Source organism: Pseudomonas sp. Pc102 (assembly GCF_018408275.1).
GTDB lineage: Bacteria > Pseudomonadota > Gammaproteobacteria > Pseudomonadales > Pseudomonadaceae > Metapseudomonas > Metapseudomonas tohonis.
This window is the reverse complement of record NZ_AP021905.1, coordinates 2,458,153-2,480,118: the sequence shown is the minus strand read 5'-3', so window position 1 is coordinate 2,480,118 and position 21,966 is coordinate 2,458,153. Positions and strand designations below refer to the sequence as shown.

Sequence of the window (21,966 nt, the reverse complement as noted above, 5' to 3'; positions counted from 1 at the left end):
CCCTGAAACGCAAAAGCCCCCTGGAGTCCTCGACTCCCGGGGGCTTTTTCATGCACGCGAAGATCAGCGCTTGATGAAGGTGTACGGCGGCCGCTTGAACAGCGACTGGTCCGGCAGCAGCTTCAGGCTGCCCGCCTCGACACCGAGCAGGGTGTACTCGGAACGCTCGGTAGCCTCGCGCTCCCCACCGCCCGAGAAGCTGTCCTTGAAGGTGTTGCGGGTCACCACCCGCAACGTGTCGCCCTTCAGCTCCCAGGTCCCGGCCGAGCGCCCGGTTCCCATGCTGTCAACCAGGGTGCCGGCGAAGCCGCCATCGGCCTTGAAGGTCCAGTCCAGCGTTTCTTCATCGTTCTTCATGTACCAGCGCCCGACGATATCGGCGCTCTTGAAGGCCGAAGGCTCTGCAGGCGCGGCATCGGTGGTCGGCTTCGCAGCCGCCTCGGGCGCCTTCTCGGCCGGGGATGCAGCCGCCCCCTTGATCTGCTCCGCCCCGCTCGGCGGCGGCACATTGCCGAACTGCACCTTGCCGTCGGCATCCACCCATTTGTAGATCTGCGCACCCGCCACCACCGGCAGCCCCGACAACACCATCACCGCGGCGAGCACCGCCAGCCATTTCCCTGAAACCACAATGCAGCTCCCGATATACCCATGAGTGAAGCGCCGACCGGCGCCCATGACTGAAACCGAACATGCCCGAACAGGCAAGGCAGTTTCCGGTTTGCGTCACCCACCGGCAACCCATGCAGCAATGACCCCACACGAAAAAACCGGCACTGCGCCACAGGCAGGTTGCGACAGGGCGCACAACCTGCCTGACGGCACCGCGCCACTAGCTCATGCGCCCTATTCAAGTCGCCACGGGCACTCGCTAACGTCCGCGCTTTGCCGTGCAAGGGACTGGCCTCTCCAGTTGCCGAGCGGCCCTCCATGGAAGACACGCATGAACCTCAAGAACAAAGTCGTACTGGGCGCATCGCTGGCACTGCTGCTGATCCAGGTCCAGCAAACGGCGATGGCCGCCGACTGGTGGGTGATCTTCGGCACCGGGGACCAGCCCAACCGTGACCTCTTCTACGCCGACGGCGCCTCCGTCACCGAAGTCAAGATGGAATCCGGCCAGGCAGAACCCGCCCGCTCCGTCACCGTCGTGCAGATATTCGAAACCGCCGACGCCCCCGATTTCGTCGCTTACGACCTGCAGTTCCAGTGCAAGAAGCGCCTGCTGAAGGTCAACGCCGTCACCGCCTATAACCGCTCCGCCACCGCCTCGTCCCTGCCGGCGCCACAAGGCTGGAAACCGGTCCCGCAGAGCTGGGTCGACCGCTCCTACGACTTCGCCTGCAAACCCGACGAGCGCGAATCCAACGCGATGATGCGTCTCGGCAACACCACCGCCGACGTCCTCGCCACCGTCACCCGCACCAAGATGTGGGGCATCACCCGCCCGAGCGCCAATGAAGAGAACCATGGCCCCAACGCCGTGAAGAACAGCAGCCAGGGCGTGCTGCGCGACCTCGACCTCCTCCTGGGCAACAAGCCCGCCAATCAGTGACGGGAAGCCAGGCCCCAGGAGACAGACAAATGAAAACGCTACGGATACTCGCCCTGGCCTGCCTGCCGCTGGCACTCGGTGGCTGCATCCAGATGGACACGCTCCCCGAGCTCTACGCCGCCAGCCAATGGAAGGGCCGCTCCGCCGAGGAGGCCATCAACTTCTTCGGCAAGCCGGACCAGATGAACCCCACCGGCACCGGTGAGGTCGTGCTCAGCTGGTACAGCGACACGTCCTACTACCGGAACGAAGTGGTGGGCACCTCGTCGGAGCAGCAAGGCAACGTCATCGTCACCACCAACTACTGGGACAACGTCCACCACCCCAACCGCTGCATCATCACGATCACGGTCGACAAGTCGAAGACCATCACCGCCTTCGAGGCCGACGACGGGCAGATGCTGCTGTCCCACGGCTGCGCCCAGATCGAGTTCGGGCCGCCTTGAGTGGCCGAACTCACAGGCTTCCCTCCGGAATCGGCACCAGGTTATCTCGGACGCGGAAAGGCGAAACCACTGGCATTGCACAGCTCACGAGCAACCTGACGTGCCAGTCGGATGCAGAGTGCCCCGCCAATGCGGGGCTTTTTCATTCTGAGCCCTGAGAATCCAGCGCCTTTGCCAACCTCATCATCAGCCGGTTTCCGGACATTTGCCGACACGCCGCACTGCCAGTAGAGTTGCGCGACATCAGCCAAGGCCCGGGCAGCCGAAGACGTCGATTCAAGGAAGAACACAATGAAGCTGGGAACGATCCTCAAGGTCGCGGCCTTCGCCGCATTCGCCTACTTTTGCGTCAAGCAGATACTCATCCACCAGAGCTGGCCCGAAACCACCGGAACAATCACGACGATCACGCACAAGCCCCAGAACGGCGGCTCCTCTTACGTCGTGAAGATCAACGTCTCCTATACCGTTGATGGCCACACGTACTCGGACGTCGGAATCAGAGAAGTCAAAAGACGGACCCTCGACGGAACCCTTAGCCAGAACAAGCCGGGCACTTCCGTGAAGGTGAAGTACGATCCCCAGTTCCCTCAGGATGCAATGATCACAACCCCGGGATGGGATGGATTGAAGCTATGAAGGTGAACACAAGGCGCCTTGCTCATGTTTGGCCCGCACTGATGGCAATCCTCCTCCCCGGATGCGCTACCGAGCCGGAGCAGTGCCGTATCACGCCATCCCTGATTTCCGAGCTCAAGCTCGGCCAGACCTCCTTTCACCGCCTGGACCACCTTGGCGAAATGGATGGGGGCGTAGTGATGGGGAACGCATGGTTCCTGTCTGGTGGCTGGGTCTGCGCGGATGGCACCTACCTCAACATCACCGTTGAAGACAGGGACATCATCGGGGAGTACAGCTACGGATTTCCAGGGCAGGACCCCATCACCTGTGACCAGCTGCCAAAACCGGGATGCCAGTGATACGCAGCGCCCGCTCGCAACCATAAAGTAGCGGCGTACTCCAGGCGCAGAGGCCCGACGGCCATCCGCTCGCTTTAGCCACTCTCAATCCCAATCAGGAGCCTGGCGGCAGCAACTTTCGAGATGACAGGTTTCAGGGGGCGTCCTGAGCAGGACTGGAATACGGTGTTCTGGTCCTAAAATGGTCCTGAACGAAACCGCTAGAAAGCAAAAACCCCTGACTTCACTAGGAATATCAGGGGTTTGCTTGAATCGGAAAGTGGCGGTGAGGGTGGGATTCGAACCCACGATACGGTTTCCCGTATACACACTTTCCAGGCGTGCTCCTTCAACCGCTCGGACACCTCACCGGGATCTCTACGAGGCGTCAGCCCCGTCGAGGTGCGCTAATTTAGTGGAGTGTTTTCCGGAATGCAAATATTTTTTTGAGAATTTTCATGCGCTTATGAAGAGCGGGTCGAGTCGCTGTCCTGGCCCTGGCGGTAGTCGTCGAATTTGAGGCTGCCGAAGAAGATGAAGCCGAAGGAAACGAATACTCCAGCGACGAACAGGAGCAGCACACCGGCAGGATTCTGCAGCACCGCGCTGTTGGCCAGGAACAGCGAGCCGAGCAGCAGGACGACGGCGAGGATGATGCTGGCGATATGGGCGGGTCGGTCCATGGGGAGCTCCTTCAGGCGATGGCGGCGAGGTTATCGGCTGGCGTGCGCAGCGCCCAATTGGCAGTCCGCATCGTCGCCATAGAGCGCGCCTTATAAGGAGCAAGGGCCCGGTGCGCCTGACTTGCCAGTCAGCCAAAGCGCTTTACCTGCCCCGTGCGCGTGAGTAACGTCTGCCCCATTCCACAACAAGGACCCCTGCCATGAGTGAGCTGATCTCCTACCAATTCGAAGACGGCATCGCCACCCTCACCCTTGCCAACGGCAAGGTGAACGCGATTTCCCCGGACGTGATCGCCGCCTTCAACGCCGCGCTCGACCGCGCCGAGCAGGACCGCGCCATCGTCATCCTCACCGGCCAGCCGGGCATCCTCTCCGGTGGCTACGACCTCAAGGTGATGACCTCCGGCCCGCAGAACGCCGTCAACCTGGTCGCCGCCGGCTCCACCCTGGCGCGCCGCATGCTCGCCCACCCCTACCCGATCATCGTCGCCTGCTCCGGCCATGCCGTGGCCAAGGGTGCCTTCCTGCTGCTGTCGGCGGACTACCGCATCGGCGTCGACGGCCCGTTCAGCATCGGCCTGAACGAAGTGCTGATTGGCATGACCATGCACCACGTCGGCATCGAACTGGCGCGTGACCGCCTGACCAAGGCGGCCTTCCACCGCTCGGTGATCAATGGCGAGATGTTCGACCCCAAGGGTGCCCTGGAAGCCGGCTTCCTCGACAAGGTCGTGCCTGCCGAAGAACTGCTGGCCACTGCCCAGGCCGTCGCCCAGCAGATGAAGAAGATCAACTCCACCGCCCACAGGAACACCAAGCTCAAGGTGCGCAAGGCGCTGCTCGAGACCCTGGATGCCGCTATCGAGCAGGACAAGCAGCACCCGCTCTGATCGCATCGTCGCTGTCGAAAGCCCGGCTCCGCGCCGGGCTTTTTCATTTCCGCCTCCCGCCTCGCTGCAGCCGCCTAGACTCCCTCCCCAGACGAGCTGCAAGAATTTCCGACAGATGATGGCACTTTGCTTCGGACAAGCTCGAAAAGCTGTATTACTTTTAAGCCATGACGCCAGGCACGGACGGAAGGCATCAGGCATATCAATCGCCAGGAGCTCCGTATGAAGATTGCCCACAAGGTCAGCCTTGCCGCCGCAGCCGTACTCTTCCTCACCACCGCGCTCCTGTCCCTGGCCCAGGTCAGCCAGGTCCGCAGCACCCTTCGCGCCCAGGCCGAATCGAGCATCTCCGAATCCAGCAACGCCCTCGCCCGCCAGATCGAGAACTGGCTCAACGCCAAACTGCGCCTGATGGACCTGATGGCCCAGACCATCGACAGCAAGTACAGCCCCGAGGAAACCCAGCGCGTGGTCGACTCGTCGATGCTGAAGAATGAATTCATCCTCGTCTTCGGCTCCCTCGAAGCCGACGGCAAGCCGATCAAGAACGACCCATCCTGGCAGCCCAAGCCCGACTGGGACGGCCGCCAGCGCCCCTGGTACGCCACCGGCAAGGCCGGCAGCCAGGCCGTGCTCACCGAGCCCTACGTCGACTCCACCACCGGCGAGATCCTCATCTCCGCCGTCGCCCGCATCACCGACGCCGGCAAGTTCCTCGGCGTGATGGGCGGCGACATCCGCCTCAAGACCGTGGCCGACGCGGTCAATACACTGGACTTCAACGGCGCCGGCTACGCCTTCCTGCTCAGCCGCAACGGCAACATCATTTCCCACCCCGACACCAAGCTGAACGGCAAGCCCTACAGCGAGCTGTTCGGCGGCAAGAGCCCGGCCCTGAACAAGGAACTGCAGGAGGTCGATACCGGCGACCAGCAACTGCTGGTGTCCTTCACCCCGCTGCCCAACCTCAAGGGCATGGACTGGTACATCGGCGTCGTGCTCGACCAGGGCAAGGTGATGGCCGAAGCCAATGCCCTCAGCTGGCGCGCCGTGATCGGCACCGTGCTGGGCGTGGTCATCAGCCTGGTGCTGCTCGGCGTACTGATGAAGAGCCTGCTGCGCCCGCTGGACGCACTGGGCGATTCGCTGCACGAGATCAACAGCGGCCAGGGCGACCTGACCAAGCGCCTGCCCGCCGCCGGCAACGATGAAATCTCCCTGGTGGCACGCGAATTCAACAGCTTCCTGCAGAACCTGCAGACCCTGATCGGCGACGTGATGGGCAGCTCCAGGCAGGTGCGCGGCAGCACCGACCTCACCTCCAACGAAGCCGGCCAGGCAGCCAACCGCCTGCAGGTGCAACTGATGGAGCTGGACCAGCTGGCCACCGCCATGCAGGAGATGGCCTCCACCGCCGAGGAGGTGGCACGCAACGCCCAGGCTGCCGCCCAGGCCGCGCTGGCCGCCAACGAGGAGACCGAGAACGGCGTCACCGTGGTCTCCCGCTCCACCGAGGCGATCAAGCAGCTCGCCAACGAGATGGACGACACCGGCCAGGCCATCAACGAGTTGGCCAAGCTCAGCCAGAGCATCGAATCCATCCTCTCGGTGATCACCAGCATCGCCGACCAGACCAACCTGCTCGCCCTCAACGCCGCCATCGAGGCCGCGCGGGCCGGCGAGTCCGGTCGTGGGTTCGCGGTGGTGGCCGACGAGGTACGCTCCCTCGCCTCGCGCACCCAGCAGTCGACCCAGGAAATCCGCCAGATGATCGACCAGCTGCAGACCGGCGTACGCCAGGCCGAGCAGCGCATGCAGCAAAGCCGCGACACCGCCAGCAAGACCGCCGACGATGCCGGCGCCGCCAACGACATGCTCGGGCGCATCCGCGATGCCATCAACCGCATCAACGACATGAACCTGCAGATCGCCACCGCCGCCGAGCAACAGAGCGCCACCACCGAAGAGATCAACCGCAACACCACCAATATCCGCGACATCAGCCACGAGGTCGCCGGCGGCGCCGAGCAGCAGGTGCGCCAATGCGCGGTGATGGTGGAACAGGTCGGCCAGCAGGACAGGTTGCTCAGCCGCTTCAAGATCTGACCCGGGCAGGCCGCGCAAGACGCGCGGCTGCTTTACGGGAGGCATGCCATGCGTGCATTTCTGCTGGTGGCCCTGCTCTGCGCCACGGCCCTGTGCCGTGCCCAGGCGCAAACGCCCATCGAGGTCACCATCCTCTGCGACTCGGGCTACCCGCCCTACAGCTACGAGGTAAAAGGCGAGGCCAAGGGGCTCTACACCGACATCCTGCGCAGCGTCTTCGCCCTGATGCCCGGCTACAAGGTGACCATCCGGCCTGTGCCCTGGCCGCGCGGGCTGGCGGAAGTGGCCAAGGGCAACGCCTTCGCCCTCTACCCGCCCTACTACCGCCCGGACGAACGCCCCTGGATGGAATACTCGCGGCCGATCATGGAAGAGAGCCTGGCGGTGTTCATCCGCCCGGGGCTGGCCGGCACCCGGCATTTCGACGACTTCCCCAGCGCCTACGCCGGGCTGCGCGTGGGCCTCAACAGCGGCTTCGTCACGGTCAATTCCCAGCGCTACCGCGAGATGGTGGAGGCCGGCGAGATCGACCAGTCCTACGCCCGCGACAATCGCACCAACCTGCTCAAGCTGCTGCACCAGCGCATCGACGTCTATATCAACGATCGCCTGTCGATCCTCTGGGAGCTGCAGCAGATGCGCGAGGACGGCAGCATCACCGAGGAAGAGGCCGCCAGCCTGGTGGAAGGCCCGGTCCTGGCCAGCGAGCGCGGCCACCTGGGCTTCACCCGCCTCAATGCGGCGGCCTACCCCTACCGCGCCGACTTCATGCAGCGCTTCGATACGGCACTGGCCAAGGTTCAGGCCAACGGCACGCTCGATCGCCTCGCCGAGCGGTATGCCTCGCCGGAATTCCTCCCAGCCACGGCCAGCGGCACAGAAAAGGTTACAACCCCCTGACCGGCAGCAATTGCCCAATAAAGTGCACACCCGTACACTGCGCGCCTTTTGTCTGACTGGGCGACCCCGATGCTTTTCCTCCCGCGCATGGTTCTAATGGGCCTGCACTTCATCGTCGCCGGCATCGCCGGTTTGCTGCTCGGCATCTGCCGCCCGTTCAACCCGGACAATAGCCGTCTCTGCGCCCGCCTCTACTCCTTGCCGGCGCTGCGCATCCTGCGCCTGAAGGTGAAGACCGACGTGGCGCTGCTGGAGCACGACAAGGCCTGTGTGATCATCGCCAACCACCAGTCCAACTACGACCTCTACGTGCTCGGCCGCGTGGTGCCGCCGCGCACCGTCAGCATCGGCAAGAAGAGCCTCAAGTGGGTGCCCTTCTTCGGCCAGCTCTACTGGCTCGCCGGCAACGTGCTGATCGACCGTGGCAATGCGCGCAAGGCCCGCGACGCGATGCTCACCACCACCGAAACGCTGCGCAACAAGGACACCTCCATCTGGGTCTTCCCCGAAGGCACCCGCAACCTCGGCGAAGAGCTGCTGCAGTTCAAGCGCGGCGCCTTCCAGATGGCCATCGCCGCCGGCGTACCGATCATCCCGGTGTGCGTCAGCAACTACGTCAAGCAGATGCGCCTGAACAGCTGGAACAGCGGCAAGGTGATCATCCGCGCCCTGCCCGCCATCCCCACCGTCGGCCTGAGCCTGGACGACCTGCCCATGCTGATCGAGGAATGCCGGCAGAAGATGCTCGACTGCATCAACGCCATGGACCGTGAACTGGCCCAGGCCTGATCGCACCGCCCCATGAAAAAGCCCGGCTCGATGCCGGGCTTTTTCGTTGCGACTCCGTAGGCCGGGCTTCAGCCCACGCGGTTCGAAGCCTGATGCCGGGCAATCAAAACGCCCCGCTCCACCAGCCAGCCCAGCACGAACTCCGCCACCGAGCCCGGCGCGCGCAACCAGGCGCTGTGGGGGTTCTCGTGGGGCGGGCGCGGAGATGGCAGGCGCTGCACGCGGGGCGGCGCCTGGATCAGCGCGGCCAGGCCGAGGGTCGACGCCTCCGGCGAGAAGTTGTCGCCCTCGATGGTGACGAAGAGCGAGGTGACGCCGACGTCCCCCGGCGCTGCGAGCGGCAACCCGACGTGGCGGAAATCGCCGGTGAAGGCGACCCGCCCCCACTCTCTTATCAGGCGGCGAGCCTCATGGCCGCCGAAGCCGATGCGCGGCCCCGGCAGGTAGCCGAGCACCGCCGTCATCAGGTTGAAGGCCAGTGCCACCGTCGGCGTCATCAGGCGCTTGCGACCGCGCCAGTGGCGATAATGGATGTTGCCGCAGGCGACGCCGACCACCGTCACTTCGGCATCCGGGTTGGCAGCGGCATAGAGCGCGGCGACATGCCCGCCCAGGCTGTGCCCCAGCAGCACCTGGCGGCTCCCGGTGAAATGCCGCCCGGCCAGGGCCAGCAGCGTGGGCACGAAGTCCTCCACCAGTTCACGGTAGCCATAGTCATGGCGACGATCCGGGCGCGGCAGGCTGGTGGCCTGCCCAGGCCAGTCGGCCACCAGCACATTGCAGCCGGCAGCCACCAGCACCTGGGCCAGCGCCTCGTACTTGCGCGCCGCCACGCCCATGGCGGGCAGCACCACCAGCGCAGGTGCGCCCGGCTGCCCCGGGTAGAGGGTCACCGGGCAGTCGAAGGTGCCAGCGGCGAATGGGAAGGCCTCGTTCACGCCTGTTTTCCTTGTTCTGAGCGGGAGTCGCCGAATCTAGAACAAGCGCCCGGTCCGCTCCATTACCCAGCCGGTAATTCGGCAGAAGTGCCCGCCTTTGTGGAAGAACTCCCCGCAGCCGTCGACACTCTCAGGCAGGGGCGGGTTAAGCTCACCGCCGCTCACCCGCCGAACAAGGAAAAACAACGCATGGGCCATGTGGTAGCCGCCGCCGTCTACGCCAAGGGCAAGAAGATCACCGACATCAGCCTCGACCAGGGCAAGGAGTGGGCGAAGAAGCCGGGCCACTTCGTCTGGATCGGCCTGCATGACCCGGGCGCCGAAGAGCTGACCAACCTGCAGCGCCAGTTCGACCTGCACGAACTGGCGCTCGAAGACGCCCTGGTGCGCCACACCCGGCCGAAACTCGAGACCTTCGGCGACGCGCTGTTTCTGGTGCTCTACTCGCCGGTGCGCACCGACGCCGGCCTGACCTTCGTCGAAACCCAGCTGTTCGCCGGCACCGGCTACGTGATCAGCGCCCGCTACGGCGAATCGGCGCCCTACTCCCAGGTCCGCCAGCGCTGCGAAGCACGCCCGCTGCTGCTGGAACACGGCGAGGACTTCGTGCTCTACGCGCTGCTGGCCTTCGTCATCGAGAACTACCGCCCGCTGATGGACAGCTACCACGGCGAGCTGGAGGCCCTGGAGCAACTGGTGCTCGACCGGCCCCTGAGCCAGGCCGACGTCGAACATATCCAGGGCGTGCGCCGCGACCTGCTGCGCCTGCGCCGCTACATCGGCCCGCTGGCGGAAATCTGCCAGGAGCTGCAACGCCTGGACTTCCCCTTCATCGACAAGAACATGCGGCCCTACTTCCGCGACATCGCCATCCACGTCAACCGCCTGCTGGAGGACCTCACCGCGCTGCGCGAGATGGCCGACCACGCCATCGAGATCGGCCTGCTGCTGGAGTCCTCGCGCCAGAGCGTGGTGCAGCGAAAGTTCGCCGCCTGGGCGGCCATCCTCGCCTTCCCCACCGCCGTGGCCGGCATCTACGGGATGAACTTCCAGAACATGCCGGAGCTGACCTGGCACTACGGCTACTTCGGCGTGCTCGGCTTCATCGCCGTCGGCTGCACCGGGCTGTTCGCCAGCTTCAAGCGCTCGGGCTGGCTCTAGCCCCCCCCGCCGCGCCGTGCCCCAACGAAAAAGCCCGCCATCAGGCGGGCTTTTTCATGCCGCGAAACGATCAGGCCGCGTCGCGACCCTGGGCGACGAAGCGCATCATCCACTCCGCCACCGTGGCGCCCTGGTGCTGCTTGTCCAGGCTGGCGACGCCCTTGCCGTAGATCTCCTCGCCGAGGAACTGCTGGCGGATGTCCAGCAGCGCGCGCGAGTAGTCGTGGATGAACTCCGGGTGGCCCTGGAAGCACAGCACCTGGTCGCCGATGGCGTAGGCGGCGTTCGGGCAGAAGTCGCTGGAGGCGATCAGGGTCGCGTTCTCCGGCAGCTGGGTGACCTGGTCCTGGTGGCTGATCAGCAGGGTCAGCTGGTCCAGCGCCGGGCTCATCCAGGCCGGCTGTTCGGCGATGCGGTAGGCGTGGGTGCCGACACCCCAGCCCTGGGTCGCACGCTCGGTGCGACCGCCCAGCAGCAGCGCCAGGAGCTGGTGGCCGAAGCACACGCCCAGCAGCTTGTCACCGTTCTCGAAGCGCTCCAGCAGGTAGGTGCGCAGGGTCTGGATCCACGGATCGTCGCCGAACGAATCGGCCTTGCTACCGGTGACCAGGTAGGCGTCGAAGCGCTCCCCGGCCGGCGGGTAGTTGCCCTCCACCACGTTGTAGACGCTGAACTGGGCCTCGATCGGCTGCTTGGCGAACAGCTGCTCGAACATCTTCCCGTAGCCCTGGTACTGGTCGATCAGTTCGGGACGGAGGATGTCGGTTTCCAGGATGCAGATACGTAACGGCATGAAGGACTTCCTGAAGCGATGAGAGGGAGACGCGCAAAGTGTGCGATTTATTTAACACAGGCGCCCTCATAAGGAAATAGCGCCTACAGCGAAGCGCCATGGAGGCCGACTGACAGCGGGATAGAGAACCCCTGTGCAGCCCTTTGATCCAGCGGTCCTGCCGCCTATCTCCTTGCCCATCAGGCACTTGCGTGGCACGTCAATAAAATTTTACGTGCGAGCCGCAACCCATTGGTTTCATCGATAGTTGAAATGCCTGGTATCCGTTTTTCTATCGAATCCGTTTTCGCGAAGCTGTGCCCACTCCACCAAGCAGCAGCAGCGGGAACGCACCATGAGCAACCTCACCCTCAAATACGCACGCAACGGCGCCCTGGCTTCGCTCGGGCTCTACACCATCGCCATCTCCCTACTGCTGGTGGTGAGTTTCAGCTACGAGAAGGCCCGCGTCGGCGTCAGCTCGGTGGACGGCTCCATGGACTTCTACCAGCAGCTCAGCCAGAGCGTGCCGGCGATGCTGATGAGCCAGAAGGCGGTCAGCGGACGGCAGAGCGGCTGAAGGAGCGACAGCGCCATGAAGGCACAACGCAAACGATTGCTCCTGCTCGCCGGCCTGGCGCTGATGACCAATGGCTTTTCGCTGATGGGGTATGGGCACGGCTCGGTGGGCGGCGTGGCCAAGAACATCGAGGCCCGCCACGAACTCGACCGCCAGTTGGCCAATGAAGTGGCCCTGAAGGGCGAACTCGGCAGCCCGCCGATCCGCCGGCAGTTCCAGCTGCCCACCGCCTTCGTCATGGAGTCGCTCACCTGCTGCCGCGACCGGTTGGCGTGAAAGCCGGTCGCCGCGCCGCGCATCGGGTAGACTGCCGGCCCGTTTTCCGCAGCAAGGTCCCCGACAGTGTTCATCAAGGCATTACGCATCGGCCTGGGTCAGTTGATCCTCTTCATCGACTTCATCACCCGCCCGCGCAAACTGCGCCGCAGCGCCGAGGCGCAGGCCCGGGTCGAGGAAGAAACCGCCGGCCTCGCGCTCTATCAGTTCCACGCCTGCCCCTTCTGCGTGAAGACCCGCCGCACCCTGCACCGCCTCGACCTGCCCATCCAGATGCGCGATGCCAAGAACGACGAAGCCCATCGCGCGGCCCTGCTGGCCGGCGGCGGCAAGATCAAGGTGCCCTGCCTGCGCATCGACGAAAACGGTGAAAGCCGCTGGATGTACGAGTCCAACGACATCATCCGCTACCTCGAAAGCCGCTTCGCCCAGGCCTGACCCTCAGTTACCGCCGCCCGCTCCCCCGGCACCACCCGCTGCCCCACCTGCTGCCCCCGACCCCGTGGTCGAACGGCCCTGGCCGGTGGTCGGCGCGCCGGGCGCGACGGTGGATGTGCCCTGCCCCGACGTCGAGGCGCCCGGTCGCGCCGTGGAACTGCCCGGCACGGCGGTGGAGGTACCCGGCAATGCCGTCGAACCGCCTTGCCCCGTCGTGGGGTTGCCGGGGGCGTTGGTCGGCACGCCCTGCCCGGTGGTGGGCGTCCCGGGGGCCGTGGTCGGCGTACCCGGCCCCGTGGTCGGCGACCCCACCGAGCTCCCGGAACCGGCCCCTGGCGCCGCCGCCGAAGACGGAACGCCGGAATTGTTCAGCGCCGGTTGCTCGCCCTTGCGCTCCGCCTCCATGTTGGCGCCGATCTGATCGCGTTCCTGCTCCAGGGTCAGGTCTTCGTCATCGGCCAGCACCGCCGTGGAAACGGCCCCGAGCAAGAGCAGCAACGGAAGATTCAGCCGTCTCATAGCAACCTCCAGGTTCATTGGGCATGACCCAGGGTTGACCTCGCCCGGTGCACGTGTGTTCAGCCCAAAAATGCCGGGCAGGTCGTCGACGCCCCCTGCGCGCCAGCCACCGTCATGGCGCCAGGCGACTCAGGAGTCGGCAACGGTCCTCGGGCCAGGCACCCTTTTCCCGTGCAGGTGCCGTACGCGGCTGCCATACCCCCCACGAAAGCTGACCCCACCGGGTCGGAAAGACCGAAACCCATGCGAGGAATCGTGGCGAGGCCAGCCATGCCGCCGGCTGGCCGGCGTTCACGGGCCTATGGAGGCACGGCGCAGGCCCGTTCTCGGCCACATGGCCAAGACCGCGAAGGGGGTGATACTTGTTTTCAACGGACCAGGGAGGAACACCTGATGGCTGAAAACAAGTTTCAACGACGACTGCTCGACCCCAACGGCAAGGGCCTCGGCCACGCTCCGGATGGAGCCTTGGTGGAGCGCGTGGGCGAATACGGCTGGGACATCCTCGCCGACGAAGTCAGCCTGCCGGTCGCCGTGCTGCGCCAGAGCCGCATCGAACACAACCTCGCCTGGATGAGCCGGTTCATCCAGGCCTATGGCGTGCAACTGGCGCCGCACGGCAAGACCACCATGAGCCCGGCGCTGTTCCACCGGCAGCTGGAACACGGCGCCTGGGGCATCACCCTGGCCACCGCGCCCCAGGTACGGGCCGCACGCAACCACGGCGTGCGCCGCGTGCTGATGGCCAACCAGCTGGTGGGCAAGGCCAACATGGCGATCATCTCGCGCCTGCTCCGCGACCCGGGCTTCAGCTTCTGTTGCCTGGTGGAATCCGCTGCCAACGTCGAGGCACTGGGGCGTTATTTCGGCGACGCCGGCCAGCGCCTGCGGGTGCTGCTGGAGTTCGGTGCGCAGGGTGGGCGCACCGGCGTTCGGGATGCCGCCCAGGAAGCCGAGGTGCTGGCCGCCATCGCGCGTTGGCCCCAGGCGATCAGCCTGGTGGGCTGCGAAGTCTACGAGGGCGTGCTGCAGGAGGAGCATCAGGTCCGCCAGCTGCTCGGCCATGTGCTGGAACGCACCCGCCGACTGGCCAGCGAAGACCGCTTCGGCGAACCCGAGGTGATTCTCTCCGGCGCCGGTTCCGCCTGGTTCGACGTGGTAGCGGAGACCTTCGGCGGCCAGGACATCGGCAGGCCGCTGCAGGTGGTGCTGCGCCCGGGCTGCTACCTGACGCATGACGAAGGCGTCTACCGCGAGGCGGCCCGGCGCATCCACGCCAGCAACGCCGTGGCCAGGGAGATGGGCAGCAGCCTGCTCCCGGCGCTGCAGCTCTGGGCCCACGTGCAGGCCCTGCCCGAACGGGGCCTGGCGATCGTGGGCCTGGGCAAGCGCGACGCCGCGTTCGATGCGGGCATGCCCCTGCCGGCGCTGCACCACCGCCCTGGCGAAGGGGCCCGGCCAACGGTCGCGCCCGCGGCCTGGAGGCTCACGCGGATGATGGACCAGCACGCCTTCATGGAAACGCCCCCCGACGCCGACCTGCAGGTGGGCGACCTGCTGGCTTTCGACATCTCCCATCCCTGCCTGACCTTCGACAAATGGCGCCAGTTGCTGCTGGTGGATGACGACTACCGCGTCCGGGGCGCCGTGGAAACCTTCTTCTAGCCCAACTCCCCTTTCCCATGACGAGCCGACCCCGCCCCCTGCGAGCGGGACGGTCGGCCTTTGCCTCGACGAGGAGGACACGATGCCCGCCACTGCCGGCAGTCACCTGCTGATCCATGCCCTGATCGCCATCATCGCCCTGGTGCTGCTGATCGCGCGTTACCGTCTCAACCCCTTCATCGTCATCACCCTGGTCTCCATGGGGCTCGCCCTCTCCGCCGGGATGCCGCCCCAGGAGATCATGACCGCCTACGAGGCCGGGGTAGGCCGGACGCTCGGCCACATCGCGCTGGTGGTAGCCCTGGGCACCATGCTCGGCAAGATGATGGCCGAGTCCGGGGGTGCGGAACGCATCGCGCAGACCCTGATCGCCCGTTTCGGCGAACGCAATGCGCATTGGGCCATGGCGGCCATCGCCTTCCTGTGCGGCCTGCCGCTGTTCTTCGAGGTGGGCTTCGTGCTGCTGGTGCCCATCGCCTTCACGGTGGCCCGCCAGGTCGGCGTGTCGATCCTGATGACCGGCCTGCCCATGGTGGCCGGGCTGTCGGTGGTCCACGGGCTGGTTCCACCCCACCCCGCCGCCATGCTGGCGGTGGGCGAATACTCCGCGCAGGTGGGCAGGACCGTGCTCTACGCCATCCTGGTGGGCGTGCCCACCGCCGCGATCGCCGGCCCGGTCTTCACCCGGCTGGTGGCACCGCACATCCAGCTGCCCGCCCACAACCCCATCGGCGAACAGCTGCTCCGCTCCGAGGGCTCATCCGCTTCGCTGCCGGGCTTCGGCATCACCCTCGGCACCATCCTGCTGCCGGTGGCGCTGATGCTGCTCGGAGGCTGGGCCGATGCGCTGAGCACCCGGGGCAGCGGGCTCAACCAGGTTCTCTCGTTCATCGGCAACTCGGTGGTCGCCCTGCTGATCGCCACCCTCTTCAGCTTCTGGAGCCTGGGGCTGGCGCGAGGCTTCAACCGTGACGCGATCCTGAAGTTCAGCACCGAATGCCTGGCCCCCACCGCCGCCATCACCCTGCTGGTGGGGGCCGGTGGCGGCCTCAATCGCATCCTCATGGAGACCGGCATCACCACCGAGATCGTCGCCCTGTCGTCGCGCTTCGAGTTGTCGCCCCTGCTGCTGGGGTGGCTGGTCGCCGCCCTCATGCGCATCGCCACCGGCTCGGCCACCGTCGCCATGACCACCGCCGCCGGCATCGTCGCGCCCATCGCCCTGGCCGGCGGCTATCCCCATCCGGAGCTGCTGGTGCTGAGCACGGGCGCGGGCTCGCTGATCCTCTCCCACGTCAACGATGGCGGCTTCTGGCTGATCAAGGAGTACTTCAACCTGTCCGTGCTCCAGACCCTGCAGACCTGGACGGTCCTGGAAACGCTGATCTCGCTGGTCGCCCTGCTGCTCACCGGCGGCCTGGCGCTGGTCCTCTGATGGACATCCTGTACCTCATCCGCAGCCGCCGGGAAACGCTGAGCGGCAACGCGGCACGCATCGCCGAAGCGGTGCTGGACGACGTCGCCTTCGCCGCAGCGGCCAGCATCGACCAATTGGCCAGCAAGGCCGGCGTGAGCAAGGCGGCGATGTCGCGCTTCGCAAGGCTGATGGATTGCGACGACCTGCGCGACCTGCGCCTGAAGCTGGCCCGCGCGTCCCGGGTCGGGCATCGCTTCCTGGGGGGAGCACCGACGCCGGTCTCGCCCTTCCACGGGCAGATACTGGCGGACATCGAAACCAGCCTGCGTCGCCACCTCGACGGGCTCGACGAGGCACGCCTGGAAGCCGCCGTCGACCTGCTGGCCGGCGCGCGACGCCTTCACGCCTTCGGCATGGGCGGCTGCTCCACGCTGTTCTCGATGGAGGTGCAGTATCGCCTGGTACGGCTGGGCTATCCGGTCTCCAGCTACCACGACCCGGTGCTGATGCGCATGGTCGCCTCGACCTGCACGGAGGACGACGTGCTCATCGTCCTCTCCCTCACCGGCGCGCTCCCGGGCATGCCGGACATCCTGCGCCTGGCGCGAGCCTATGGCGCCCGGATCCTCGCCCTCACCCGGGCCGACGGGCCACTGGCCCCGCTGGCGGACGTGGTGCTCGGGCTGCACCTCGATGAAACCGACTTCATCCACAAACCGACGGCTGCCCGCTACGGGATGCTGCTGGTCATCGACCTCCTCGCCACGGAGCTCGCCTTGCGCAAGGTCGATGCCAGCCAGGAACTCCTGCGCCGGGTGAAGCTGGCGCTGGACGAATACCGCCAGGACGGCGACCGACTACCACTGGGGGACTGAAGCATGACGCACTACGACACGCTGATCCGCGGCGCGCGGATCATGGATGGCAGCGGCACGGAGGAATTCGTCGCCGATGTCGGGCTCGGCCAGGGGCGCATCGTCCACATCGGCGAGGCCGCCGACGGCAGCACGGCCAACCGGGTATTCGACGCCGAGGGGCTGGTCCTGGCCCCGGGCTTCATCGACGCGCACACCCACGACGACATGGCGGTGATCCGCCACCCGGCCATGCTGCCCAAGCTGAGCCAGGGCGTCACCACGGTGATCGTCGGCAACTGCGGTATCAGCGCCGCACCCGTCAGGCTGGCCGGCCCCCTGCCGGACCCGATGAACCTGCTGGGGCCGGCCGAGGCGTTCCGTTATCCGCGCTTCGCCGACTATCGCCAGGCGGTCGAGCAGGCCTGCCCGGCCGTCAACGTCGCCGCCCTGGTGGGGCACACCGCCCTGCGCAACAACCAGCTGGACCGTCTCGAGCGCAGCGCCACGCAGGCCGAGATCCATGCCATGCGCATCGAGCTGGCTGCCAGCCTGGCCGAAGGCGCCATCGGCCTGAGCAGCGGGCTGGCCTACGCATCGGCCCGCGCCGCGGACATCGAGGAAGTGCGTGGGCTGGCCGAAGAACTGGCCCATCACGGCGGCCTGTATGCCACGCACCTGCGCGATGAGTTCGACGGCATTCTCGAGGCGCTCGACGAGGCCTTCGCCATCGGCCGCCACGCCGCCAGCCCGGTGGTGGTGTCCCACCTCAAGTGCGCGGGCGCCGGCAACTGGGGACGCAGCGCCGAGGTGCTCGCCCACCTGGACGCCGCCAGCGCAGCGCAGCCCCTGGGCTGGGACTGCTACCCCTATGCGGCCAGCGCCTCGACCCTCGACCTCGGCCAGGTCACCGACGCCTACGACATCCTGATCACCTGGTCGGAGCCCCATCCCCACATGGCGCGCCGCACCCTCGCCGACATCGCCGCCACCTGGGACCTGCCCCTGCTGGAGGCGGCGCGACGCCTGCAACCCGCCGGTGCGGTGTATCACTGCATGAGCGAGGCGGACGTGCAGCGCATCCTCGCGCACCCGCTGACCATGATCGGCTCGGACGGCCTGCCGGAAGACCCGCACCCCCACCCACGGCTCTGGGGAACGTTCCCCCGGGTGCTCGGCCACTACGCCCAGGACATCGGCCTGTTCAGCCTCGAGGAAGCGGTGCGCAAGATGACCTCGCTGCCTGCCGAGCGCTTCGGGCTGGACCGGCGCGGGCTGATCCGCACCGGCCACTGGGCCGACCTGGTGCTCTTCGACCCGCTGAGCCTTTCGGACGTCGCCAGCTTCGAAGACCCGCAATGCCCCGCGGCCGGCATTCACGCCGTGTGGGTCAACGGCACCCTGGCCCATCGCCCCGGCGAAGCCTGCCCGCAGAGGGCCGGCCGCTTCCTCACCCGCGACACACCCGAACGGACCTGAAGGAGTTCCCCATGACCGCGTTGAAACGCTACGCCCGGGCCACCGGCAGCGCCGCCCAGCCCATGCCATTCGCCCGCGCCGTACAGGCCGACGGCTGGCTCCATGTATCCGGCCAGACGCCGCTTCTGGACGGGGTGATGGTGGACGGCGGCATCGTCCCCCAGGCGCGCCAGTGCCTGCGCAACCTGGTGGCGATACTCGAGGAGGCCGGCTACGGGCCCGAGCACGTGGTGCGCTGCGGTGTCTGGCTGGACGACCCCCGGGACTTCGCCGCCTTCAACGCCGTGTTCCTGGAGTTCTTCGGCGAACACCCGCCAGCGCGGGCCTGCGTGGTCTCCAGCATGGTGATCGACTGCCGCGTCGAGGTGGACTGCATCGCCTACCGCACGCCCGGGCGGAGGTGAGCGCATGCGCATCGCCTGCCTTGGAGAATGCATGGTGGAACTCGCCGCCACCCCGCTCAGGCGCGGCTTCGGCGGCGACACCCTGAACACCGCGCTCTACCTCGCCCGGCTGCTGGCGGGAACGCCCCACCGGGTCGAGTACCTCAGCGCCCTTGGTGACGATCCCCTGAGCGAGCAGATGCTCCACGCCTGGGCAGAGGAAGGCATCGATACCCGTCGGGTGGCGCGGCTCCCGGGGCACCGTCCGGGCCTGTACCTGGTGGAGGTCGATGCGCTGGGCGAGCGCCGCTTCCATTACTGGCGCGGGGAAAGCGCCGCGCGCCGCTGGTTCGCCGGCGAGATCGCGCTGGAGGACTGGCTCGCCCGGCCACGCCTCGACATGCTCTACCTGTCCGGCATCAGCCTCGCGCTGTTTCCGCCACCACGGCGCGAGGCGCTGCTGGCTGCACTGGCCGACTTCAGGGCCGAGGGCGGCCGGATCGGCTTCGACAGCAACTACCGGGCGGAACTCTGGAGCGTCGAAGAGGCCCGCCCCGTGCACCAGCGGATGCTGTCCCTGACGGACATCGCCCTGCTGACGCTGGATGACGAATGCCGACTGCACGGCCCCCATGAGGCACGGGCCGCGGCGGATCGGGCACTCCAGCTGGGTTGTGCGGAGGTGGTGATCAAGCGCGGCGCCGCCGCCTGCCTGGTCGCGACCGCCGATCAGCGCATCGAGGTGCCCGCTCTGCCCGTCCCGCGCGTGGTGGACAGTTGCGCGGCGGGCGACGCCTTTGCGGCCGGCTACCTGGCCGGGCGCACCCTGCGGCGATCGCCCGCCATATCCGCCGAAGACGGGCACCGCCTTGCCGCTGCCGTGATCGGGCATCCAGGCGCGATCATCCCGCGCTGCGCCATGCCCACAGCCTTCGCCTGAGCCCCAGGAACGACAAAGCCGGCGCGAGGCCGGCTTTGTCGTGACGCCATCAGAGGATCAGAACCCCTCCCCCTTGGCCGCCTTCTCCAGCAGCAGCGCCGGCGGTTCGAAGCGTTCGCCGTACTGCTCGGCCAGGTAGCGGGCACGGGCGACGAAGTCCTGCACGCCGTACTGGTTGATGAACTGCAGCGCCCCGCCGGTCCAGGCGGCGAAGCCGATGCCGAAGATCGAGCCGATGTTGGCGTCGGCGGTGGACAGCAGCACGCCCTCCTCCACGCAACGCACGGTCTCGATGGCCTGGATGAAGAGGATGCGGTCACGCACGTCTTGCGCCGGGATCTGCCGGTCGGCCTTCTCGAAGCGTGCCTTCAGTTCCGGCCACAGGTGCTTCTTGCCGCCTGCCGGGTACTCGTAGAAGCCGCCGCCAGCCGCCTTGCCGGGACGCTTGTACTCGTTGACCATCAGGTCGATCACGGCGAAGGCCGGGTGCTGCGGCATCGCCTTGCCTTCGGCCTTGAGGTCGGCGGCGGTCTGGTTGCGGATGTGGGTCATCAGGCTCATGGAGACCTCGTCGGAGATCGCCAGCGGGCCCACCGGCATGCCGGCCTGGCGGGTCTCGTTCTCGATCATCGCCGCCGACACGCCCTCGCCGAGCATGGCGATGCCTTCGTTGGTGAAGGTGCCGAACACCCGCGAGGTGAAGAAGCCACGGCTGTCGTTGACCACGATGGGGGTCTTCTTGATCTGCAACACGTAGTCGAAGCCACGGGCCAGGGTCTCGTCCGAGGTCTTCTCGCCACGGATGATCTCCACCAGCGGCATCTTGTCGACCGGGCTGAAGAAGTGCAGGCCGATGAACTTCTCCGGCTTGGCGACAGCGGTGGCCAGCCCGGTGATGGGCAGCGTGGAGGTGTTGGAGGCGATCACCGCATCGGCCAGGGCGCTGGCCTCGGCGGCGGCGGTGACCTTGCCCTTCAGCTCGCGGTTCTCGAACACGGCCTCGATGATCAGGTCGCAGCCGTCGAAGTCGGCGTCATCCACGGTCGGCTTGATGCGGGCGAGGAAGGCGTCGCGCTTCTCCGCGGTCATGTGGCCACGGGCGACCTTCTTGTCCAGCAGGCCGGCGGAGTAGGCCTTGCCCTTCTCGGCGGCCTCGATGGAGACGTCCTTGAGCACCACCTCGATGCCGGCGGCAGCGGAGACGTAGGCGATGCCCGCGCCCATCATGCCGGCGCCGAGCACGCCGACCTTCTTCGTTTCATAGCGGGCCGGGCCCTTGGGCCGGGAGCTGCCGGCGTTGATCTCGTTCAGCTGGAACCAGAAGGTGCCGATCATGTTCTTCGCCACCTGGCCGGTGGTCAGCTCGGTGAAGTAGCGCGCCTCGATCAGCTGGGCGGTGTCGAAGTCCACCTGGGCGCCTTCGACGGCGGCGCACATGATCTTCTCCGGCGCCGGGAAGCAGCCCTTGGTCTTGTCCCGCAGCACGCTCGGGGCGATGGCGAGCATCTGCGCCACGGCCGGGGTCGACGGGGTGCCGCCGGGGATCTTGTAGCCCTTCACGTCCCAGGGCTGCACGGCCGTAGGGTTGGCGGCGATAAAGGCACGGGCCTTGGCCAGCAGTTCGTCGCGGTCCTTGGCGATGTCGTGGATCAGGCCGGCCTTGAGGGCCTGGTCCGGGCGCACCTTCTTGCCTTCGGCGAGGTACGGCAGCGCCTTCTCGATGCCCAGCAGGCGCACCATGCGCACCACGCCGCCGCCACCGGGCAGCAGGCCCAGGGTGACTTCCGGCAGGCCGAGCTGGACGTGGCTCTCGTCAAGGGCGATGCGGTGGTGGCAGGCCAGGCAGATTTCCCAGCCGCCGCCCAGGGCCGCGCCGTTGATGGCGGCAACCACGGGCTTGCCGAGGCTTTCCAGGCGGCGCAGCTGGCCCTTGATCTTGAGGATCATCTGGTAGAAGCCGTTGGCATCGGCCTGGGTGACCTTGATCAGCTCGTTGAGGTCGCCGCCGGCGAAGAAGGTCTTCTTGGCGGAGGTGACGATGACCCCGGCGATGGAGTCCTTCTCGGCTTCCAGGCGGTCCACGGTGGCGCCCATGGCCTCGCGGTACACCGCGTTCATGGTGTTGGCGCTCTGGCCGGGCATGTCGATGGTCAGGACGACGATGTTGTCCGGGCCTTTTTCGTAACGGATGGCGTCAGTCATTTTTGTTCTCCGGC

Annotated in this window: 24 protein-coding genes and 1 tRNA gene; 18 read left to right on the top strand and 7 right to left on the bottom strand. The window is 66.7% G+C overall.

Annotation, left to right across the window (positions count from 1 at the left end; genetic code table 11):
* Positions 1-63: 63 nt before the first annotated feature.
* On the bottom strand, positions 64-630 hold the full coding sequence (locus PHLH3_RS11610; protein ID WP_213629307.1) for a DUF4124 domain-containing protein: 567 nt from the start codon (positions 628-630) through the stop codon (positions 64-66).
* A gap of 313 nt (positions 631-943) precedes the next feature.
* Between PHLH3_RS11610 and PHLH3_RS11605 the strand changes: the two genes are divergently transcribed.
* From PHLH3_RS11605 to PHLH3_RS11590, 4 genes are all read left to right on the top strand, one after another.
* Positions 944-1,555 (top strand): hypothetical protein, encoded by a 612-nt coding sequence (locus tag PHLH3_RS11605; protein ID WP_213629306.1) that lies wholly within the window; start codon positions 944-946, stop codon positions 1,553-1,555.
* Positions 1,556-1,584: 29 nt separating this feature from the next.
* A complete protein-coding gene (locus tag PHLH3_RS11600; RefSeq protein ID WP_213629305.1) occupies positions 1,585-2,001 on the top strand; it encodes a hypothetical protein in 417 nt (138 codons plus the stop codon).
* Positions 2,002-2,292: 291 nt separating this feature from the next.
* Positions 2,293-2,640 (top strand): DUF3592 domain-containing protein, encoded by a 348-nt coding sequence (locus tag PHLH3_RS11595; RefSeq protein ID WP_213629304.1) that lies wholly within the window; start codon positions 2,293-2,295, stop codon positions 2,638-2,640.
* Positions 2,637-2,981 carry a hypothetical protein gene (locus tag PHLH3_RS11590; protein WP_213629303.1) on the top strand — a complete coding sequence of 115 codons (345 nt, stop codon included), beginning with the start codon at positions 2,637-2,639 and terminating at the stop codon, positions 2,979-2,981. The genes PHLH3_RS11595 and PHLH3_RS11590 overlap by 4 nt, the downstream gene beginning before the upstream one ends.
* 260 nt (positions 2,982-3,241) lie before the next feature.
* On the opposite strand, the gene PHLH3_RS11585 is transcribed toward PHLH3_RS11590, so the two are convergent.
* Together PHLH3_RS11585 and PHLH3_RS11580 are read right to left on the bottom strand one after the other, a co-directional pair.
* A tRNA-Ser gene (locus tag PHLH3_RS11585) sits at positions 3,242-3,331 on the bottom strand.
* A gap of 93 nt (positions 3,332-3,424) precedes the next feature.
* Positions 3,425-3,643: a hypothetical protein gene (locus tag PHLH3_RS11580; RefSeq protein WP_213629302.1), complete on the bottom strand. Its 219-nt coding sequence runs from the start codon at positions 3,641-3,643 to the stop codon at positions 3,425-3,427.
* A gap of 200 nt (positions 3,644-3,843) precedes the next feature.
* Here PHLH3_RS11580 and PHLH3_RS11575 point away from each other — a divergent pair, with 200 nt between their 5' ends.
* The 4 genes from PHLH3_RS11575 to PHLH3_RS11560 all read left to right on the top strand — a co-directional run bounded on the left by PHLH3_RS11575 (position 3,844) and on the right by PHLH3_RS11560 (position 8,328).
* Positions 3,844-4,533 carry a crotonase/enoyl-CoA hydratase family protein gene (locus PHLH3_RS11575; RefSeq protein ID WP_213629301.1) on the top strand — a complete coding sequence of 230 codons (690 nt, stop codon included), beginning with the start codon at positions 3,844-3,846 and terminating at the stop codon, positions 4,531-4,533.
* 222 nt (positions 4,534-4,755) lie between these two features.
* A complete protein-coding gene (locus tag PHLH3_RS11570) occupies positions 4,756-6,639 on the top strand; it encodes a methyl-accepting chemotaxis protein (protein ID WP_213629300.1) in 1,884 nt (627 codons plus the stop codon).
* 48 nt (positions 6,640-6,687) lie between these two features.
* On the top strand, positions 6,688-7,539 hold the full coding sequence (locus tag PHLH3_RS11565; protein WP_213629299.1) for a transporter substrate-binding domain-containing protein: 852 nt from the start codon (positions 6,688-6,690) through the stop codon (positions 7,537-7,539).
* 69 nt (positions 7,540-7,608) lie between these two features.
* Positions 7,609-8,328 carry a 1-acylglycerol-3-phosphate O-acyltransferase gene (locus PHLH3_RS11560; RefSeq protein WP_111264136.1) on the top strand — a complete coding sequence of 240 codons (720 nt, stop codon included), beginning with the start codon at positions 7,609-7,611 and terminating at the stop codon, positions 8,326-8,328.
* 68 nt (positions 8,329-8,396) lie between these two features.
* On the opposite strand, the gene PHLH3_RS11555 is transcribed toward PHLH3_RS11560, so the two are convergent.
* Positions 8,397-9,266 (bottom strand): alpha/beta fold hydrolase, encoded by an 870-nt coding sequence (locus PHLH3_RS11555; RefSeq protein WP_213629298.1) that lies wholly within the window; start codon positions 9,264-9,266, stop codon positions 8,397-8,399.
* 189 nt (positions 9,267-9,455) lie between these two features.
* Between PHLH3_RS11555 and PHLH3_RS11550 the strand changes: the two genes are divergently transcribed.
* Complete coding sequence (locus PHLH3_RS11550) at positions 9,456-10,427, top strand: magnesium and cobalt transport protein CorA (RefSeq protein ID WP_173178396.1); 972 nt, start codon at positions 9,456-9,458, stop codon at positions 10,425-10,427.
* Positions 10,428-10,497: 70 nt separating this feature from the next.
* Here PHLH3_RS11550 and PHLH3_RS11545 read toward each other — a convergent pair whose 3' ends face one another.
* Positions 10,498-11,220: an amidotransferase gene (locus PHLH3_RS11545; protein WP_173178395.1), complete on the bottom strand. Its 723-nt coding sequence runs from the start codon at positions 11,218-11,220 to the stop codon at positions 10,498-10,500.
* Positions 11,221-11,554: 334 nt separating this feature from the next.
* On the opposite strand from PHLH3_RS11545, the gene PHLH3_RS11540 reads away from it, so the two are divergent.
* From PHLH3_RS11540 to PHLH3_RS11530, 3 genes are all read left to right on the top strand, one after another.
* Entirely contained in the window at positions 11,555-11,779 is a 225-nt protein-coding gene (locus tag PHLH3_RS11540; protein ID WP_213629297.1) for a hypothetical protein, read from the top strand.
* Positions 11,780-11,794: 15 nt separating this feature from the next.
* Positions 11,795-12,055: a hypothetical protein gene (locus tag PHLH3_RS11535; RefSeq protein WP_111264131.1), complete on the top strand. Its 261-nt coding sequence runs from the start codon at positions 11,795-11,797 to the stop codon at positions 12,053-12,055.
* A gap of 66 nt (positions 12,056-12,121) precedes the next feature.
* Positions 12,122-12,493 carry a glutathione S-transferase N-terminal domain-containing protein gene (locus tag PHLH3_RS11530; protein WP_213629296.1) on the top strand — a complete coding sequence of 124 codons (372 nt, stop codon included), beginning with the start codon at positions 12,122-12,124 and terminating at the stop codon, positions 12,491-12,493.
* Between the two features lie 3 nt (positions 12,494-12,496).
* On the opposite strand, the gene PHLH3_RS11525 is transcribed toward PHLH3_RS11530, so the two are convergent.
* Positions 12,497-13,012, bottom strand: a complete 516-nt coding sequence (locus PHLH3_RS11525; RefSeq protein ID WP_213629295.1) for a hypothetical protein — start codon at positions 13,010-13,012, stop codon at positions 12,497-12,499.
* A gap of 393 nt (positions 13,013-13,405) precedes the next feature.
* On the opposite strand from PHLH3_RS11525, the gene PHLH3_RS11520 reads away from it, so the two are divergent.
* From PHLH3_RS11520 to PHLH3_RS11495, 6 genes are all read left to right on the top strand, one after another.
* Entirely contained in the window at positions 13,406-14,677 is a 1,272-nt protein-coding gene (locus PHLH3_RS11520; RefSeq protein WP_213629294.1) for an amino acid deaminase, read from the top strand.
* 82 nt (positions 14,678-14,759) lie between these two features.
* Entirely contained in the window at positions 14,760-16,112 is a 1,353-nt protein-coding gene (locus PHLH3_RS11515; protein ID WP_213629293.1) for a gluconate:H+ symporter, read from the top strand.
* Positions 16,112-16,969 carry a MurR/RpiR family transcriptional regulator gene (locus PHLH3_RS11510; RefSeq protein WP_213629292.1) on the top strand — a complete coding sequence of 286 codons (858 nt, stop codon included), beginning with the start codon at positions 16,112-16,114 and terminating at the stop codon, positions 16,967-16,969. Before PHLH3_RS11515 ends, PHLH3_RS11510 begins: the two co-directional genes overlap by 1 nt.
* 3 nt (positions 16,970-16,972) lie before the next feature.
* Positions 16,973-18,427, top strand: coding sequence for a D-aminoacylase (locus PHLH3_RS11505; RefSeq protein ID WP_213629291.1), 1,455 nt, complete (start codon positions 16,973-16,975; stop codon positions 18,425-18,427).
* A gap of 11 nt (positions 18,428-18,438) precedes the next feature.
* The gene (locus PHLH3_RS11500) at positions 18,439-18,831 is read left to right on the top strand and encodes a RidA family protein (protein ID WP_213629290.1); all 393 of its coding nucleotides are present in this window, start codon (positions 18,439-18,441) and stop codon (positions 18,829-18,831) included.
* A gap of 4 nt (positions 18,832-18,835) precedes the next feature.
* Positions 18,836-19,750: a sugar kinase gene (locus PHLH3_RS11495; protein WP_213629289.1), complete on the top strand. Its 915-nt coding sequence runs from the start codon at positions 18,836-18,838 to the stop codon at positions 19,748-19,750.
* A 57-nt stretch (positions 19,751-19,807) separates the two neighbouring features.
* On the opposite strand, the gene PHLH3_RS11490 is transcribed toward PHLH3_RS11495, so the two are convergent.
* Positions 19,808-21,952, bottom strand: a complete 2,145-nt coding sequence (locus tag PHLH3_RS11490; protein ID WP_213629288.1) for a 3-hydroxyacyl-CoA dehydrogenase NAD-binding domain-containing protein — start codon at positions 21,950-21,952, stop codon at positions 19,808-19,810.
* Between the last annotated feature and the right edge of the window lie 14 nt (positions 21,953-21,966).